This is a genomic window from Aeromonas sp. HMWF017, from assembly GCF_003061465.1.
GTDB lineage: Bacteria > Pseudomonadota > Gammaproteobacteria > Enterobacterales > Aeromonadaceae > Aeromonas > Aeromonas veronii.
In genome coordinates this window covers 26,238-42,935 of record NZ_QAJD01000104.1, presented here as the reverse complement: position 1 = coordinate 42,935, position 16,698 = coordinate 26,238, and the positions used below count along the sequence as shown (strand labels likewise).

Below are 16,698 nucleotides of genomic sequence, written 5' to 3'. Positions count from 1 at the left end.
TCTGGTTGCTAGAATGGCCGAAAACAAGGAGGCCAAGATGGACTTGCGACTGAGACCCTACAAGGGAAAACGCCCGCAACTGGGCAAACGGGTGTATGTAGACCCCTGCGCGACACTGGTGGGCGATATCGAACTGGCCGACGACGCCAGCATCTGGCCCATGGTGGCGGCGCGGGGGGATGTGAACCATATCCGCATCGGCGCCCGCAGCAATATTCAGGACGGCACTGTGCTGCACTTGACTCGCAAGAGCGCCAGCAACCCAACCGGCTATCCGCTGCTGATCGGTGAAGATGTCACGGTCGGCCATAAGGCGATGCTTCACGGCTGCACCATTGGCAACCGGGTGCTGGTCGGCATGGGTGCCATTCTGCTTGATGGCGTCGTGGTTGAAGATGATGTGATGATCGGCGCAGGTTCGCTGGTGCCACCGGGCAAGCGACTCGAGTCGGGCTTTCTATATATAGGGAATCCCGTCAAACAGGCTCGCCCGCTCAAGCCCGCCGAGATCGCCTTCCTCAAGACCTCGGCGGACAATTATGTACTGCTCAAGGATGAGTATCTGCAAGAGACCTGATAGGGCTGGCAGAAACAGGAAGCCCGGCATGATGCCGGGCTTCGCTTCTTATATAGCTATATAGCCGTGCAAAACGGCTGACCGGAGATCAGTGGGCCTGATCCCAGTTGTCGCCGGTACCCGCTTCAACCAGCAGCGGCACATGCAGTTCGGCAGCAGCCGACATCTTCTCCTTGATGGTGGCGGTGTACTCCTCCAGCTTCTCTTCGCGGATCTCGAACACCAGTTCATCGTGTACCTGCATCAGCATGCGGATCGACTCATCCTCGATACCGCGGATCCAGCTGTCCACGTTGATCATGGCGCGCTTGATGATATCGGCGGCCGTGCCCTGCATCGGGGCGTTGATGGCGGCCCGTTCGGCAGCCTTGCGCAGACCGGCGTTGCGGGACTTGATATCCGGCAGATAGAGGCGACGACCAAACAGGGTCTCGACATACCCCTGGGCTTCCGCCTGCTGACGGGTGCGCTCCATATACTCCAGCACGCCCGGGTAGCGTTCGAAGTAGAGATCCATGTACTTCTGCGCTTCGGCACGACCGATCCCCAGCTGCTTGGCCAGACCGAAGGCACTCATGCCGTAGATGAGGCCGAAGTTGATCGCCTTGGCGCTGCGGCGCATGTCGGTGGTGACCGCATCGAGCGCCACGCCGAACACCTCGGCGGCAGTCGCCTTGTGGATGTCCTTGCCCTCGGCAAAGGCGGTCAGCAGCCCCTTGTCACCGGAGAGGTGCGCCATGATGCGCAGCTCGATCTGGGAGTAGTCCGCCGCCACCAGCTTGTAACCGGCGCTCGGGATGAAGGCCTGACGGATCCGGCGCCCTTGCTCATTGCGCACCGGGATGTTCTGCAGGTTGGGATCAGATGATGACAAACGGCCCGTAGCCGCTACCGCCTGATGATAGGAGGTGTGTACCCGCCCGGTCTGCGGCTTGATCATCAGCGGCAACTTGTCGGTGTAGGTGGACTTGAGCTTGGCCAGCCCACGATGCTCCATCAGCAGTTGCGGCAGCTCGTAGGTCTCCGCCAGCTCGGCCAGCACCTCTTCTGCGGTGGACGGTGCACCCTTCGGCGTCTTTTTGATGATCGGCAGGCCCAGCTTGGTGAAGAGGATCTCCCCCAACTGCTTGGGCGAGGAGAGGTTGAACTCCTGTCCGGCCAGCTCATGGGCCTGCTTCTCCAACTCCCCCAACCGCAGCTCGATCTCCTGACTCTGCTGGTGCAGCAACTTGGGATCGATAGTGGTGCCGAGCAACTCCATCCGCGCCAGCACTGGCAGCAGGGGCAGTTCGATCTCGCTGAATACCTTGGCGAGACCCGGCACGGCCTCCAGCTGACCACACAGGGTCTGGTGCAGACGCAGGGTGATATCGGCATCTTCCGCCGCATAGGGGGCGGCCTGCTCCAGCTCGATCTGGTTGAAGGTGAGCTGTTTCACCCCTTTGCCAGCGATATCTTCAAAGGAGGTGGTCTCGATCCCGAGATAGCGTTTGGCCAGCGAATCCATATCGTGGCGGCTGGCGGTGGAGTTGAGCACGTAGGACTCGAGCATGGTGTCGTAGGCGATGCCCTGCAGATCGATATCGTGGTTGAGCAGCACGTTGCGATCGTACTTGAGGTTCTGCCCTACCTTGAGACGGGTCGGATCTTCCAGCAGCGGCTTGAGCTTGCCCAACACCACGGCCTCGCTCAGCTGTACCGGTGCCCCCAGATAGTCGTGGCCAAACGGCACATAAGCAGCCTTGCCCGGCTCAACCGCGAAGGAGACGCCGACGATCCGCGCCTCCATATAGTCGAGACTGGTGGTTTCGGTATCGAAGGCAAACAGCGGTGCCGATTTCAACTGTTCCAGCCAGCCGTCAAACTCGGCTTCGTCCAGAATGCAGCGGTAGTCGGTTTCGATGGCGGCAACCGGAGCAGCGCTCTCATCGCCAGCTTCGTCCTGTCCGGCGCTCTCGCTCCCCTCTTCACCACCGGATTCCAGCTCCTTGATCAGGTTGCGCAGCTCGTATTCGCGATAGACCGCCAGCAGGGACTCCTTGTCGACCGGCTTGAGCAACAGCTCTTCCAGACTCTGTTCCAGCTCGACATCGGTCTTGATGGTCGCCAGTCGATAGGAGAGACGAACCTGCTCTTCCTGCTCGCGGAACTTGTCGGCGAACGCCTTGGAGCCACGGAAGCCGAGGGCGGCCACCTTGTCCAGGTTGGCTGCAATCTCGTCGATACTGCCAATCCCCTGCAGCAGAGCCAGTGCGGTCTTCTCGCCGACACCGGTCATGCCGGGAATGTTGTCGACCTTGTCACCCATCAGGGCCAGATAGTCGATGATGAGCTCGGGCGGTACGCCAAACTTCTCGATCACCCCTTCCCGATCGGTCTTCACATCTTTCATGGTGTCGATCAGGGTGACATGATCGGAGACCAGCTGCGCCATATCCTTGTCACCGGTGCTGATCAGTACCGGCAGCTGCTTCTCAGTCGCCTGGCGGGCCAGGGTGCCGATCACGTCGTCGGCCTCCACCCCTTCAACCATCAGGAAGGGGAAGCCCATCGCCTTGATCATCTGGTGGATAGGCGCGACCTGGCTGCGCAGATCGTCCGGCATGCTGGCACGGGTCGCCTTGTACTCGGGATAGATGTCGTCGCGGAAGGTCTTGCCCTTGGCATCAAACACCACGGCCACATGACAGTCAGGATATTGCTTGCGCAGGCTGCGCATCATGTTGGCCATGACACGGACGGCGCCGCTCGGCAAACCGGTCGATGTGCGCAGATCGGCCTGCTGGGAGGCGAAGAAGGCGCGGTAAAGATAAGAGGAGCCGTCGACCAGAATAAGGGGGTTGCTAGGGGCCATGAAATCGTCCTGCCAGAGATAAACAGCCGCTAGGATGCCACAGGGCCCTCCTCACACCAAGGGGCGCAGCAACAGCACACAGCGCCTGATAAAGGGACTCAATCTGTGGATAACTCTGTGTTCAAAAATGGGGCGCATCAGAGTGCACAGTGATAAAGCTGTGCACAAGAATATAAAAACCCATTAAAAACAATACATTGAGATCGTAAAAACCGATCGCGAGACAGTTAGAGTGATCTCGATCAATGTGGAAAAAGATTTAAGAGAGTAGGTACGACAGGATCCAAAACGAAACAATCCTAGCACAGCAAGATGACTTGACCAGCGGAGGGCGAGCGATAACCATACAAAAGTACAACAATCCATCCTGGCTCACATTTTCAACAACGAGGAGTTTGCCATGAAAAAAGTGGCCGTGATTTTGAGTGGCTGCGGTGTCTTTGACGGGGCCGAAATCCACGAGGCCGTCATCAGCCTGCTGGCGTTGGCCCGTCAGGGAGCTGCCGTCCAGTGCTTCGCCCCGAACGTGGCGCAGCTCCATGTCATCAACCACCTGACCGGTGAAGTGAGCGAAGGAGAGAGCCGCAATGTGCTGGTCGAAGCGGCCCGCATCTGCCGTGGCCAGATAAAGGATGTGGCCGAGCTGGATGCGGCCGATTACGACGCGCTGCTGGTGCCCGGCGGCTTTGGCGCGGCCAAAAACCTGTGTAACTTTGCTATCAAAGGAGCCGAGTGCCAGATCCAGCCCGATGTGCTGAAAGCGTGCCAGAGCTTTGCCAAAGCCAACAAACCGGCCGCCTATATCTGCATCTCGCCCGCCATGATCCCGCTGATCTATGGTGCCGGGACACTGGCGACCATCGGCCATGACGAGGGTACCGCCAACGCCATCGAGGCGATGGGTGGCAGCCATCTCAACTGCCCGGTCAACGAATTCGTGGTGGATCAGGAGCGCAAGGTGATCTCCACCCCCGCCTACATGCTGGCCAACAACATAGTCGAAGCGGCAGACGGCATCGAGAAAACCGTCAAGCAGCTGCTTGCGCTGTAATCCCAACCCTGCCAAAAACAGACGGGCCGCTCATGGAGCGGCCCGTTTTCAATTCTGCCTGAAGGCGATGAATTAGATGGTTTCACCCATCTGATCCATTTTGCCCAGCAGGGCACGCAGACGCTCCTGCCATGCAGTGTGCTCGTTGCGCAGCTGATGGTTCTCGTCTTGCAGCTTGCTGTTCTGCTCTTTCAGCTCGTCCAGCTCCATCTTCAGCAGGGAGATGTTGTCGACAGCGGATTGTACTTTGGATTCGAGTTGCTCAAGGACTTCTAGTGACATATGCATACCTGTTTGTTCAATTGCGATGCCCCACAGAGGGCGATTCAAGCGCGTGAAGCCAGCATACCCCGAGCGCATCGGCACAAACAAGCCAGTGCGCTGTAAAATGCGCCTTCCATAGATGTATTGTCTAAATATGCGTCTATTTTTCTCGCATCCTGCGCCCGAGCCGCGACAACACACTGAACCGTGCGTAAAAGACCCCGCCGCCCGCGCATCATTGGCACCCTCCTGACGGCGCCGCCGTTATCCACGCAAGGCGATATAAGCCCCCAGCAACAGACAGGCGACGACATACATTAGCAGGCCGTAGAGCAGGTTCCAGCGCAGGATCAGCCCGGCACTGAGGTTGTAGCGGGAGGCCAGCGCCAGATTGGAGCCGGAGAGCGGACTGGTGCCGGTGGCAAGCCCCCATCCCAGCAGGAAACACATGCCGAGCAGGCTGGGATCCGGCGCCAGCGGCCAGAGTAGCGGCGCCAGCCCGGAGATACTGATGAGCGGATGCACCCCGACGATGGCCACCAGCAGGATCAGCAGCAGAGTGAGGGATGCTTCGAGCCAGCCAAAGTGATTGAACAGCGGCAGGCCGTGACCGGAGCCGAAATCGATGACCGACAACGCACTGTTGATGCCTGCCGCCAGCAAACCGGCCCCCAGAAACAGCACCAGCTGACCGCCGATGGCGGGAAAGCGCTCCACCACCTGCCGCTTGAGGGCCGCCTTGCGCCCAACCCTCGGCATAAAGAGCAGCGCCAGCAGCGGGGCCGCCAGCGCGATCACCGCCAGAATGCCGAGCTGGGGCCAGATCTGCTTGATGAGCAGTACCAGCAGCGCCAGCGTGACCGGCAACCCCAGGGTCTGCAACCGCAGCGGATAACCGGCAAAGTCAGCCACCCCGATCCGCTCCACCTGCCAGGCAGTCAGCCCCATCGCCAGCAAGGCGGCGAGGATCCCGAACGGCAGAATATGAGAGAGCTGCAAGCCCGGCGCATAGGTAAGCGCCACCGCCATGGCGACAAAGAAGGGTGACCAGAAGGCAGCGGCACAGAAGATCCGGCTCAGCACCATCACCTGACGCCGCTCCAGGGTGCCATGGCGCTCCAGCCGATCGCCGATGATAAAGAGCACCGAGAGGTTGATGACCGCCCCCAGCAGATTGAGGCTGGCCATGGTGCTCCACAGCCCCTTGCGCCCGATCCAGGAGGTGGTGCCGGTCAGCAAGCCGGAGGTGGCAAGGTTGAGGGTGCTCACCGCGGCAAACATGGTGAGCATATTGATGTTGGGCAACAGCCAGTCACCGGCGGTGAGGGGCGCGCCCTGCCACCAGGAGAAGAAGAGCAGCAACAGCGCCGCGCCATACAAGGCCAGCGCCTGCCGCTTGGCGGCCCCCACCAGCCAGGGCCAGGTGAGCAGTGATGCCCCCCAGGCCGCCATGGCCGCAGGCCAGGGGGAGAGTCCCAGATAGAGATGGAGCAGGTTGAGCAGCCACATCCCCAAAATCAGATAACCCGACCAGCGTTTGGCCATCGACTACTCCGGCCGGGAGATCAGAGACACTGATCCATATCCAGTGAAGGCTTGTCGCACTCCGGACGGCCGACGATCTTGGCGGGTACGCCAGCAACCGTGGTATGAGGCGGCACCGGGTTGATCACCACGCTGCCCGCGCCAATTTTGGCACCCACACCCACTTCAATATTGCCGAGCACCTTGGCGCCCGCCCCTATCATCACCCCTTCGCGGATCTTGGGATGGCGATCGCCGCTCTCCTTGCCGGTACCGCCGAGGGTCACGCTCTGCAGGATGGAGACATCATCTTCAATCACCGCCGTCTCGCCCACCACTATGCCAGTGGCGTGGTCGAACATGATCCCCTTGCCGATACGGGCGGCCGGGTGCACATCCACCCCGAACACCACCGAGATCTGGTTTTGCAGATAGAGCGCCAGCGAGCGGCGCCCTTGACGCCACAGCCAGTTGGCGACCCTATAGCCCTGCAGGGCATGGAACCCCTTGAGATAGAGCAGCGGGGTGGAGAAGAGATCGACCGCAGGATCGCGCTCCTGCACGGCGCAGATGTCGGCCGCCACTACCGTCAGCAGCTCGGGCTCGCTGCGCAGGGCCAGCTCGATCACCTCGCGCAGGGCGATGGCGGGCATGGTGGCGCTGTCGAGTTTGTTGGCCAGCTGGAAGCTGAGGGCCGAACGCAGATTCTTGTGATTGAGAATGGTGGAGTGGAAGAAGCTGGCCAGCATCGGCTCCTGGGCCGCCATGCACTCCGCTTCTTGCTGAATTTTGTGCCAGGTTTTGGCAACCAGTTCATCCATGTTGCAGCCTACTGTTGTTCTGGGTGAGGGCTCTGTTGTTCTTTTGTCAGCACCGAGATGGGGTCCATGTGGATGATGACATCCATCCGCTCGAATGCCTGGCGTACCGCCAGCTCGGCTTCATCGGCGATCTGATGGGCCTTGACCAGGGGGATCTGATCATCCAGTTCAAGATGCAACTGTACGAATCGGGTCGGCCCGGATTGACGGGTGCGCAGGTCATGTACGCCGTGTACACCTTCTACGGCACAGCAGAGCGCCATTATTCTCGCTTGTTCTTCCGCTGGCAACTGACGATCGAGCAGCGCCTGCACCGCCTCGTAGCCGATGTGTCCCGCCCCCCACAACAGGAATAGCCCGATCAGGATGGCAAACAGGCCGTCGGCCCAGTACCACCCCTGCCCCGCCAGCACCAGCGCCAGCAAGACACCGGCATTGAGCAGCAGATCGGAACGGTAGTGCAGCATGTCGGCCTTGATGGCCACACTGTTGGTCTTGCGAATGACAAAGCTCTGGAAGCTGACCAGCAGCAGGGTTAGCACGATGGAGCCACCGCTGACCCAGAGACCCGCTTCCAGCCGCAGGATAGGCGCCTGATTGAGCAGGGAGGAGATGCCGTGCATCACCAGCAGCAGGGCGGAGCCGGAGATAAAGGCCGACTGGATGAGGCCCGCCAGCGACTCCGCCTTGCCGTGGCCGAAACGGTGCTCGTCATCGGCGGGGGCAAGCGCATAGCGAATGGCCAGCAGGTTGATGATGGAGGCACTCACATCCATGAAGGAGTCGGTCAGCGACGCCAGCAGGGTCGACGAATCGGTCATCAGCCAGGCGATCAGTTTGCCGATGATCAGCAAGGTAGCGGTGGTGACCGCCGCTATGCTGGCAAAGGTCACCCAACGGGAATATTGTTGATGGCTCAAAACCGGCTTTCCTCTGGCGATGAAAAACTTATTATACCCTGACCCCGGCGTCAGTTTGGCGCGAAAATCTGCGGAATAACACCAGATGAACAGAATACTCCTGGTCGACGACGATCTTGAATTGACCCAACTGCTCACCGAAATTCTGACCCTGGAGGGATTTCAGGTCACGGTCGCCGAGGATGGTGAAGAGGGGCTGCAACGGCTGGCGGAGCAGAGCTTCGATCTGGTGCTGCTGGACGTGATGATGCCCAAGCTCAACGGCTTTGCCATGCTGACCAAGCTGCGCAAGACCCACGACACCCCGGTGCTGATGCTGACCGCCCGCGGTGACAGCCAGGATCGGGTTAACGGTCTGGAAGCGGGCGCCGACGACTATCTGGCCAAGCCATTCGATGACAGGGAGCTGCTGGCCCGGGTTCGCGCCATCCTGCGCCGTACCCAGAGCACCCCGCCCCAGCGCGGCAACTCCTCCGACGAAGTGCACTTCATGGATATCGTGCTGCAACCCGGCCTGCAGCAGGCCCGCTGCGGCGAACAGCTGCTGGAGCTGACCGCCACCGAATTCGGGCTGCTGGAGTGTCTGCTGCGCAATCCCGGCCAGATCGTCAGCAAGAGCCACCTCTCCGAGCAGGTGCTGGGCAAGAAGCTGGAACCCTTCGATCGGGCCATCGACATGCACCTGAGCAACCTGCGCAAGAAGCTGCCGGACCGCACCGATGGCCAGCCCCGCTTCAAAACCGTACGGGGGCGCGGGTACCTGTGGCTAGAGCAAGAATAGAGCGCATCAACTCCCTCAACGGGATCTCGACCCACATCTTCCTCTGGTTCTGGTTCATGCTGCTGGTGATGCTGGCCGCCGTGATCAGCCTGCCGACCCTGGATCCCCGCAACCAGATCCCGCTGCCGACCCACGAAGTGGCGCGGATGCAGAACAACGTGCAGGCCCTGCTCAACGCCGCCGAGCCGGATCAGGATTTCGATCTGGCCAAGGCGATGGACAAGATCGCCATGCTGCCGGTGGATAACGTCTACCTGCGCGACGAGAAGGGGCAGATCCAGTCCACCACCCATCCGCGCAAGTTCGTGGTGCGCTTTATGGTGGATGCCGATGACCCGGCCAATCCCATGCTGGGCAACGAGGATCGCAAGGCGATCGCCGGCCCCTTCCTGATGGAGCACCACGGTCATCGCTATCACGTCTATTTCGGCCTCAATGCCGAGAACCCCTATCTGTTCCTGTTCATTCAGGTGCTAGATCACCCGATCCGCATTCTGGGCATCTCGATGCTGGTCAGCACCCCGCTCTGTCTGCTGCTCGCCTGGCGGCTGACCCGCCCCATCCTGCAGTTGCAGAAATCGGTCTCCCAACTGGCGGCTGGCAATCTGGAGGTACAGATCCCCAACCTGGGACGGGGCGACGAGATCGGCCAGCTGGCGGATAACGTCAGCCGCATGGTGGAGACACTCAAGAGCATGATCCAGAAGCAGAAACAGCTGCTTTCCGATATCTCCCACGAGCTGCGCAGCCCCCTCACCCGGATGCAACTGGCGCAGGCGCTGATCCGCCGCAAGCAGGGTGACAGCGCCGAACTGGCGCGGATCGAATCGGAGATCGGACGGCTGGACAAGCTGATCGGCGATCTGCTGGATCTGTCGCGGGTGCAGCAACATGTTGAGGCCCCCATCGTGCAGCCGCTGGCCGACCTGCTGGAGCCCATCCTAGAAGATGCCATGTTCGAGGCAAACCAGAGCGGCAAACAGCTCAGACAGCCGCCACTGCCTGCCGAGTCGATCCAGATGTGGCCCGAGCTGTTGGCCCGGGCGGTGGAGAACCCCCTGCGCAACGCCCTCAAATATGCCCGCGAGTTCATCAAGGTGGACTGGTATCGGGAGGGACTGGAGTGGGTGATGACAATTCGGGATGATGGCCCCGGGGTGCCTGAAGAGCAGCAAGCTCTGCTGTTCCAGCCCTTCTTCCGGGTCGATGATGCCCGCAACGCCAAGACCGGCGGCACCGGGCTGGGGCTGGCCATCGCCTCAGAGGCGATCCAGCGCCACGGCGGCACCATTGCGGCCAGCAACAATCATCCCACCGGGCTGACCATCACAATCCGCTTGCCCATCGCCTGATCCTTTTCATCCGGACGGGCGCTGGGTATGCTGGCGCCCCTTCTTGGCTTTACATCTCTTTGCAGGAGCTCGTCATGCTCGATATCGTCCTCTACCAGCCGGAAATTCCGCCCAACACCGGCAATATCATCCGGCTTTGCGCCAATACCGGTTACCGGCTCCATCTGATCGAGCCGCTGGGATTTGAGTGGGATGACAAGCGGGTAAAGCGGGCGGGACTCGACTATCACGAATTTGCCGAGGTGAAGCGCTGGCCAAGCTATGAGGCTTTTCTTGCTGCCGTGGCACCCAAGCGGGTGTTTGCCTGCACCACCAAGGGCCGCACCGCGCACTCGGCAGCACAATATGCCCTTGGCGATGCCCTGCTGTTTGGCCCGGAGAGTCGCGGCCTGCCCATCGAGATCATCGAGAGCCTGCCATTCGAGCAGCGGCTACGCATCCCTATGGTGCCCCAGAGCCGCAGCATGAACCTCTCCAACGCGGTGTCTGTGTTCGTCTACGAGAGCTGGCGCCAGCTCGGCTACGACGGCGCCATGTAAGCGCCACCGATGATCAGTGGCGGGCGTCGAGCAGATGCCCGCTGCGCTCCAGCCGCCAGCAAGTGACCCCCAGCGACAGACCGCGCCCCACCATCAGCGCCGCCATCGCCGCCCATAACGCGGCTACGCCCCACGACTGACAGAGCCACCAGATCGGGAAGAAGCCGCCAAACGCGGCCAGCAACATGCTGTTGCGCATCTCCTTCGCCCGGGTCGCCCCGATAAAGACACCATCCAGCAGGAAACACCAGACTGCCAACAAGGGCATGGCGATCAGCCAGGGAAGCTGATGATTTGCCTCCGCCACCACGGCCGGAATGTCGGTGATATAGCCGATAAGGTGGGCACCAAAGAGGGCAAACACCAGGGTAAAACCACTGGCAATGAGGGCGGCCCAGCCCAGATTGAGCACGATGGCCTCCCGCAGTTTCTGCCGATCCCGCTGACCGATGGCTCGCCCTACCATGGCCTCCACCGCATAGGCAAAACCATCGAGCCCATAGGAGATGAGCATCAGGAAGTTGAGCAGCACCGCATTGGCGGCCACCGCCACATCCCCCAGTCGTGCCCCTTGCAGAGTCATGAAGGCGAAGCAGAGCTGCAAACAGAGGGAGCGCAGGAAGATATCGCGGTTGAGGCCGAGCAGCCGCACCATGGGCGCGAACTGCCGCCAGCGCTGCCAGCCATCTTGCCACACCGTCGGCGCCAGTTGCCGCAGCTGACGGCGTACCAGCCAGATACCGACTGCCAGCGCGCAGTAGTCTGCCATGACCGAGGCTGCCGCCACACCCCGCACCTGCCAGCCGAGCCCCAGCACAAACAGGGCATCGAGCGCCATATTGACCAGATTGGTGAGGATCAACATCACCATGGGGCTGCGGGCATCCTGCATCCCCAACAGCCAGCCCATGACCACCAGATTGCAGAGCGCCGCCGGGGCGCTCCAGATCCGTACCGCCACGTATTGACCCGCATAGAGCTGCACCTCGGGCGAGCCGCCACTCAGGGCGATCAGTCGTGGCAACAGGGGGAAGAGCAACAACAGCAGCGCCAGGCCAAGAGCAATGGCCAGCCCCAGCGCCCGCAGCAGGGTATCGAGCTGGGCACGACCGTCGGCGGCGCCGTGCGCCTGCGCCGTCAGGCCGGTGGTCGACATCCGCAAAAAGCCGAGCAGCCAGAAGATGAGGTTGATCAGGGTCGCGCCGACCGAGACGCCCCCCAGAAACCAGGCCTGACCGAGATGACCGATCACCCAGGTGTCCACCAGCCCCAGCAAGGGGGTGGTGATATTGGAGAAAACCATGGGCAGGGCGAGCGCAAAAACAGCGCGGTGGCGAGAGGGATCTCGCCACCAGGGGGCAACAGCTGGAGTCACGCTCAGTGGCCTGTCAGCTTCAGGATGCGGGCGAAGTCAGAGAGCATGGTGGCCATCTGCACCCTGGGCACCTGACCCGGCGCCACCTGCGGGCGGAACACCGCCTGCAGCTTGCCCTTGGGATTGATGAGCACGATGGAAGCGGAGTGATCGATCAGATAATCCTTCTCCCCCTGATTGGCGATGGAGTAGATCAGCCCCAGATTGCGCACAAACGGGAACAGCTTGTCGTGGGGGGCAGTGGCCGCCTTGAACTCGGGATTGAAGAAGGCGGTATAGGTCTTGAGACGGGGAATGTCGTCACGCTGGGGGTCCGCCGAGATAAACACTACCTGACTGTCGGGCGCCATTTTCTTCAGCTGGTCATAGACGGAACGCATATCTGCCAGGGTGGTGGGGCAGATATCGGGGCAGAAGGTGTAGCCGACAAACAGGAAGGTCCAGTGCCCCTTCAGGTTGGCAGGAGTGAACGGCTGGTTGTCCGCATCGGTAAAGGCGAAATCATTGATGTCCCGCCCCGCCGGATAGTAATCGGCCTGTTCCGGCTGCTCTGGCTGCGTGGCGTAAAACACCAGGATCAGACAGGCTGTCAGCAGCAGAAAGAGCAGGGGATAGCGGAGCTTCATCATAACAAGAGACCCTTTCAGTTCGAGGCAGATGGCCAGCAGTGACCGGACAAGAGGGGGGCATTGTACCCCAGCGAGCCACCAAGGTGGTTCAACCTTGTGCAACGCCCTGTCAGGAGTCGACCATTTGGCATAATTAATCGCCAGTTGCGGCCATAAAAAAACCGGCCCCCTCGGGTGCCGGTTATGGATGGATTTGTTTGTCTCTTCTGCTCAGGGGCGAGCGTTGCGTCCCTGCTGCAACATCTTGCCGATGGCCCGCACGCCGATGGGAATCACGGGGGCCAGCCAGCCCTCTTCCCCCTGGCGATCACCGTGACCCCGTTTGAACAGCAATACCAGACGCACCACCTTCTCTTTCGGGCATCCCAGCCAGAGCGTCCAGTGCGAACCACGATGGTGCAGCCAGAGACCGTAAAACCAGGTCATCCGGCTACCTTTGACAAAACGGGTGATTGACGATTCCGCTGGCGCAGCCCCAGCCTCTGAATCCCATGGCGATCTTGATGCCATACCAGTCCTCCTTGACCGACAGGTCATGTTGCTTCGTCGGCCTGAACTGGGAACAGGCCCGTCACGACTATCTGCAACCATTACGAGTGGTCCCCTTTGCCTGACAAGGCTCGGGATCTCCCCACTCCCCCTTCATATCCCGTGAAGGTGTACTGCCCGATTCTCGTTGTTACCGGCCCTCCCGTCCTGCGCATTGCGATGGTCAGAGGGAGGCGCCAAGCCCTGTCTCGGCGACAGGGCACTGATCTGAGCATATATCTGAAATGGATGATTGGTAGCCGGTCGCGCAGGACAAAAATGCCGCCACCGATGATCTGTTTGATATGACAAGGAAAGTGCGCCAGAAACAGCACGGCCTCCCGAAGGAGGCCGTGTGGCAAACGCAGTTGGCGGGGATGATTACATCCAGTCGGCGTTGCGGATCACCCCGACAGCCAGTCCTTCGATGGTGAGCTGCTGGCAGGAGAGGTCCACCTCGATGGGGGAGAGCTCTTCATTTTCCGGCAGCAGCCATACCTGACTGCCCTTGCGCTGGAAGCGCTTGACGGTGACATCCTCATCGAGACGGGCGACCACCACCTGACCGTTGCACACCTCCTGGGTCTTGTGCACAGCCAGCAGATCGCCATCCAGAATGCCGATGTTCTTCATGCTCATCCCCTGCACCCGCAGCAGAAAATCTGCGCGCGGGTGGAACAGGGCGGGATCAACCTGATAGTGACTCTCGATATGCTCCTGAGCCAGGATAGGTTCACCGGCGGCAACCTTGCCGATGAGCGGCAGACCGCTCTCTTCCAGCACCTCTTCCTCTTCGAGCAACAGGCGAATGCCGCGGGACGTGCCCGGCATGATCTCGATGACCCCTTTTTTGGCCAGGGCCTTCAGATGTTCTTCGGCCGCATTGGCCGACTTGAAACCAAGCTTCTGGGCAATCTCGGCACGAGTCGGCGGCATACCGGTCTCGCTCATGTTCACCTTGATCAGCTCCAGCACTTCGGCCTGGCGGGGGGTAAGGGGTTTCATAGAATTGGCACCTGTCTTTTTATACAGCACACTGGCAGTATATACAGTGCAGTGGCCAAGGCAAGGCGCAGCTGACATTTGTCGCGACCAACCCCTCATTTACTGCTGTTTTGATCCTGCGCAGCCGACTCATCGTACCTCTCGGCGACAAGGGGCTGTCGATTTGCTATGCTCACGCCGCATTTTTTTGGAGAGCAGACGCACATGTCCCTAGGACAGAAGATTTCCAGAGCCATCTTGCAATGGCCGGTCAGCGGCTTGGTCAATCACAAGAGCCTGCCGGAAAATCCCATCACAGAACTCAATCTGGATCCGGCCAGACCCATCGTCTATGCCCTGAAAACCAGTTCGATCACCGACCTGATGACCTTGCAGCAGTGCTGCGAGGATCTCGGTCTGCCCGGCCCCTTCACGCCGCTGGAACTGAACGGCCAACTGCTGCCGCGCTATGTCTGTCTGGACCGTCCGCCTCCCCTGTTTGGCAAACGCAGCAAACCGCTCCCCTTCCTGCAGGAGTTCCACCAGCTGCTGGATCTGCACAAGCAGGATCCCGCACTAGATATCCAGGTGGTACCCGTCACCCTGTTCTGGGGCCGCGCTCCGGGTCGGGAAGGGGAAGAAGCCTCCGGCCTCAACATCATCAGCAGCCTAGCGCCGAACCGGCTGAAGAAGGCGCTTATCGTGATCCTCAAGGGTCGCGAGAATCTGGTGCGCTTCTCGCCGCCCCTCTCCCTGCGCTATATGGCGGACAAGCACGGCACCGACGAGGCCATCGCCCACAAGCTGGCACGAGTAGCCCGTACCCACTTCAGCCGCCAGCAGCTGGCCGCCACCGGCCCGAAACTGCCGAACCGCAACCTGCTGTTCAAGCAGTTGCTCGACTCCGCGGTGATCCAGCAGGCGATTGAAGAGGAGGCCCAGCGCGAGGGGATCAGCCTCGAGAAGGCGCAAAAGCGCGCCCATGGCTACATGGACGAGATCGCCTCCAACTTCTCCTACCGGTTGATCCGCCTGGGCGAGAGCTTCCTCGGCTGGCTGTGGAACAAGCTCTACCGCGGTTTGTCGGTCAATGGCGCCGAGAAGGTGCGCCAACTGGCGCAGGAAGGGCACGAGATCGTCTACGTCCCCTGCCACCGCAGCCACATGGACTACCTGCTGCTCTCCTACGTCATCTACCACCAGGGGATGGTGCCGCCCCATATCGCGGCAGGCATCAACCTCAACTTCTGGCCGGCGGGCCCGATTTTCCGCCACGGCGGTGCCTTCTTCATTCGCCGCACCTTCAAGGGCAACCCGCTCTACAGCACGGTATTCCGGGAATACCTCAACCTGCTGTTTGCCAAGGGTTACTCGGTAGAGTTCTTCACCGAAGGCGGTCGCTCCCGTACCGGCCGTCTGCTACCGCCCAAGACCGGCATGCTGGCGATGACCCTGCAGGCAATGATGCGCGGACTGGACAGGCCGGTCACTCTGGTGCCGGTCTATCTGGGTTACGAGCACGTGATGGAGGTGAACACCTACCACAACGAGCTCAAGGGGAGCCGCAAGGAGAAAGAGAGCTTCCTGCAGGTGCTCGGCATCCTGCGCAAGCTGCGCAACTACGGTCGTGGCTTCGTCAACTTCGGCGAGCCGCTGACCCTCAACAGCTACCTGAGCGAACATATCCCCGACTGGAAAAAGCACATCGGGGAAGAGGAGCGTCCGGAGTGGATGGCGGGCACCGTCAACAATCTGGCCGAACTGCTGATGACCCGCATCAACGGCGCTGCCGCGGTCAATGGGCTGACCCTGAGCGCGCTGGCGCTGCTGGCCGCCGAGCGTCACGCCCTGACCCGCGACGAGTTGCAGGCCCAGCTCAACACCTATCTGGATCTGCTCAAGGCGGTGCCCTACAGCCCGCAGAGCACCATTCCGGATGAGGATGCCAAGACCCTGCTGGATCAGGCGATGGAGCTCAACAAGTTCGAGGTGAGCGAGGACAAGCTGGGGCAGATCATCAGCCTGGACCGCTATCAGGCGATCCTGCTGACCTACTACCGCAACAACATCCTCCACCTGTTCGCCATGCCCTCTCTGGTGGCGGCACTGATCGAACGGTGCGAGGGGATCTCCCGCAGCGAGATCATGGCCCGCTGCATCGACATCTATCCGCTGCTCAAGACCGAGCTGTTCCTGCGTTATGAAGAGGATGAGCTGCCGGCGCTGGTCGATAGCCTGCTCGACGCCCTGCAGTCCCAGCAACTGATCGAGACCCGTGATGGCGGCTACTGGGTCAATCCGGCCAACCAGATGCGCCTGCTGCTGCTGGCGGAGAGCATTCAGGAGACCCTGCAACGCTACGCCATCGTGCTGACCCGGGTACTGGCCCAGCCTCACATCGAGGCGGAGCAGCTGGAAGCGGATGGCCTGATGATGGCAGAGCGCCTCGGCACCCTGCACGGCATCAACGCCCCCGAGTTCTTCGACCAGAAGCTGTTC

Annotated in this window: 15 protein-coding genes; 6 read left to right on the top strand and 9 right to left on the bottom strand. The window is 60.9% G+C overall.

Annotated elements, in window-relative coordinates; all coding sequences use genetic code 11:
- Window positions 1-37 precede the first annotated feature (37 nt).
- Complete coding sequence (locus DBR30_RS10275) at window positions 38-577, top strand: gamma carbonic anhydrase family protein (protein ID WP_108541386.1); 540 nt, start codon at window positions 38-40, stop codon at window positions 575-577.
- 88 nt (window positions 578-665) lie between these two features.
- Here DBR30_RS10275 and polA read toward each other — a convergent pair whose 3' ends face one another.
- A complete protein-coding gene (gene polA / locus DBR30_RS10270) occupies window positions 666-3,431 on the bottom strand; it encodes a DNA polymerase I (protein ID WP_108541379.1) in 2,766 nt (921 codons plus the stop codon).
- Window positions 3,432-3,831: 400 nt separating this feature from the next.
- Between polA and elbB the strand changes: the two genes are divergently transcribed.
- Entirely contained in the window at window positions 3,832-4,482 is a 651-nt protein-coding gene (gene elbB, locus DBR30_RS10260; protein ID WP_108541380.1) for an isoprenoid biosynthesis glyoxalase ElbB, read from the top strand.
- 72 nt (window positions 4,483-4,554) lie between these two features.
- Here elbB and DBR30_RS21215 read toward each other — a convergent pair whose 3' ends face one another.
- The 4 genes from DBR30_RS21215 to fieF all read right to left on the bottom strand — a co-directional run bounded on the left by DBR30_RS21215 (window position 4,555) and on the right by fieF (window position 8,011).
- Window positions 4,555-4,764: a cell division protein ZapB gene (locus DBR30_RS21215; RefSeq protein WP_005339554.1), complete on the bottom strand. Its 210-nt coding sequence runs from the start codon at window positions 4,762-4,764 to the stop codon at window positions 4,555-4,557.
- Between the two features lie 246 nt (window positions 4,765-5,010).
- Window positions 5,011-6,291, bottom strand: a complete 1,281-nt coding sequence (locus tag DBR30_RS10250) for a hypothetical protein (RefSeq protein WP_108541381.1) — start codon at window positions 6,289-6,291, stop codon at window positions 5,011-5,013.
- A 20-nt stretch (window positions 6,292-6,311) separates the two neighbouring features.
- On the bottom strand, window positions 6,312-7,091 hold the full coding sequence (gene cysE / locus DBR30_RS10245; RefSeq protein ID WP_005339552.1) for a serine O-acetyltransferase: 780 nt from the start codon (window positions 7,089-7,091) through the stop codon (window positions 6,312-6,314).
- Window positions 7,092-7,099: 8 nt separating this feature from the next.
- A complete protein-coding gene (gene fieF / locus DBR30_RS10240) occupies window positions 7,100-8,011 on the bottom strand; it encodes a cation efflux pump FieF (RefSeq protein WP_058057054.1) in 912 nt (303 codons plus the stop codon).
- Between the two features lie 85 nt (window positions 8,012-8,096).
- Between fieF and DBR30_RS10235 the strand changes: the two genes are divergently transcribed.
- The 3 genes from DBR30_RS10235 (at window position 8,097) to trmL (ending at window position 10,683) form a co-directional block, all read left to right on the top strand.
- On the top strand, window positions 8,097-8,792 hold the full coding sequence (locus tag DBR30_RS10235; protein ID WP_108541382.1) for a response regulator: 696 nt from the start codon (window positions 8,097-8,099) through the stop codon (window positions 8,790-8,792).
- The gene (locus tag DBR30_RS10230) at window positions 8,774-10,144 is read left to right on the top strand and encodes an ATP-binding protein (protein WP_219927558.1); all 1,371 of its coding nucleotides are present in this window, start codon (window positions 8,774-8,776) and stop codon (window positions 10,142-10,144) included. Before DBR30_RS10235 ends, DBR30_RS10230 begins: the two co-directional genes overlap by 19 nt.
- 74 nt (window positions 10,145-10,218) lie before the next feature.
- Window positions 10,219-10,683 carry a tRNA (uridine(34)/cytosine(34)/5-carboxymethylaminomethyluridine(34)-2'-O)-methyltransferase TrmL gene (gene trmL / locus DBR30_RS10225; RefSeq protein ID WP_005339545.1) on the top strand — a complete coding sequence of 155 codons (465 nt, stop codon included), beginning with the start codon at window positions 10,219-10,221 and terminating at the stop codon, window positions 10,681-10,683.
- Window positions 10,684-10,696: 13 nt separating this feature from the next.
- Here trmL and dinF read toward each other — a convergent pair whose 3' ends face one another.
- From dinF to lexA, 4 genes are all read right to left on the bottom strand, one after another.
- Window positions 10,697-12,058: an MATE family efflux transporter DinF gene (gene dinF / locus DBR30_RS10220; protein WP_108541384.1), complete on the bottom strand. Its 1,362-nt coding sequence runs from the start codon at window positions 12,056-12,058 to the stop codon at window positions 10,697-10,699.
- A gap of 2 nt (window positions 12,059-12,060) precedes the next feature.
- Window positions 12,061-12,687 (bottom strand): SCO family protein, encoded by a 627-nt coding sequence (locus DBR30_RS10215; protein ID WP_005357419.1) that lies wholly within the window; start codon window positions 12,685-12,687, stop codon window positions 12,061-12,063.
- Window positions 12,688-12,897: 210 nt separating this feature from the next.
- Complete coding sequence (locus DBR30_RS10210) at window positions 12,898-13,113, bottom strand: hypothetical protein (RefSeq protein WP_019446524.1); 216 nt, start codon at window positions 13,111-13,113, stop codon at window positions 12,898-12,900.
- Window positions 13,114-13,596: 483 nt separating this feature from the next.
- Window positions 13,597-14,220 (bottom strand): transcriptional repressor LexA, encoded by a 624-nt coding sequence (gene lexA, locus DBR30_RS10205; protein ID WP_108541385.1) that lies wholly within the window; start codon window positions 14,218-14,220, stop codon window positions 13,597-13,599.
- A gap of 204 nt (window positions 14,221-14,424) precedes the next feature.
- Between lexA and plsB the strand changes: the two genes are divergently transcribed.
- Window positions 14,425-16,698 (top strand): glycerol-3-phosphate 1-O-acyltransferase PlsB (plsB, locus tag DBR30_RS10200; protein WP_258224385.1); only part of this gene is annotated, 2,274 nt, incomplete at its 3' end.

Excerpts from the sequence above, each read along its gene's own strand:
- DBR30_RS10275 (WP_108541386.1), top strand. The coding sequence starts at position 38 with ATGGACTTGCGACTGAGACCCTACAAGGGAAAACGCCCGCAACTGGGC.
- polA (WP_108541379.1), bottom strand. The coding sequence starts at position 3,431 with ATGGCCCCTAGCAACCCCCTTATTCTGGTCGACGGCTCCTCTTATCTT.
- elbB (WP_108541380.1), top strand. The coding sequence starts at position 3,832 with ATGAAAAAAGTGGCCGTGATTTTGAGTGGCTGCGGTGTCTTTGACGGG.
- DBR30_RS21215 (WP_005339554.1), bottom strand. The coding sequence starts at position 4,764 with ATGTCACTAGAAGTCCTTGAGCAACTCGAATCCAAAGTACAATCCGCT.
- DBR30_RS10250 (WP_108541381.1), bottom strand. The coding sequence starts at position 6,291 with ATGGCCAAACGCTGGTCGGGTTATCTGATTTTGGGGATGTGGCTGCTC.
- cysE (WP_005339552.1), bottom strand. The coding sequence starts at position 7,091 with ATGGATGAACTGGTTGCCAAAACCTGGCACAAAATTCAGCAAGAAGCG.
- DBR30_RS10235 (WP_108541382.1), top strand. The coding sequence starts at position 8,097 with ATGAACAGAATACTCCTGGTCGACGACGATCTTGAATTGACCCAACTG.
- trmL (WP_005339545.1), top strand. The coding sequence starts at position 10,219 with ATGCTCGATATCGTCCTCTACCAGCCGGAAATTCCGCCCAACACCGGC.
- DBR30_RS10215 (WP_005357419.1), bottom strand. The coding sequence starts at position 12,687 with ATGATGAAGCTCCGCTATCCCCTGCTCTTTCTGCTGCTGACAGCCTGT.
- DBR30_RS10210 (WP_019446524.1), bottom strand. The coding sequence starts at position 13,113 with ATGACCTGGTTTTACGGTCTCTGGCTGCACCATCGTGGTTCGCACTGG.
- lexA (WP_108541385.1), bottom strand. The coding sequence starts at position 14,220 with ATGAAACCCCTTACCCCCCGCCAGGCCGAAGTGCTGGAGCTGATCAAG.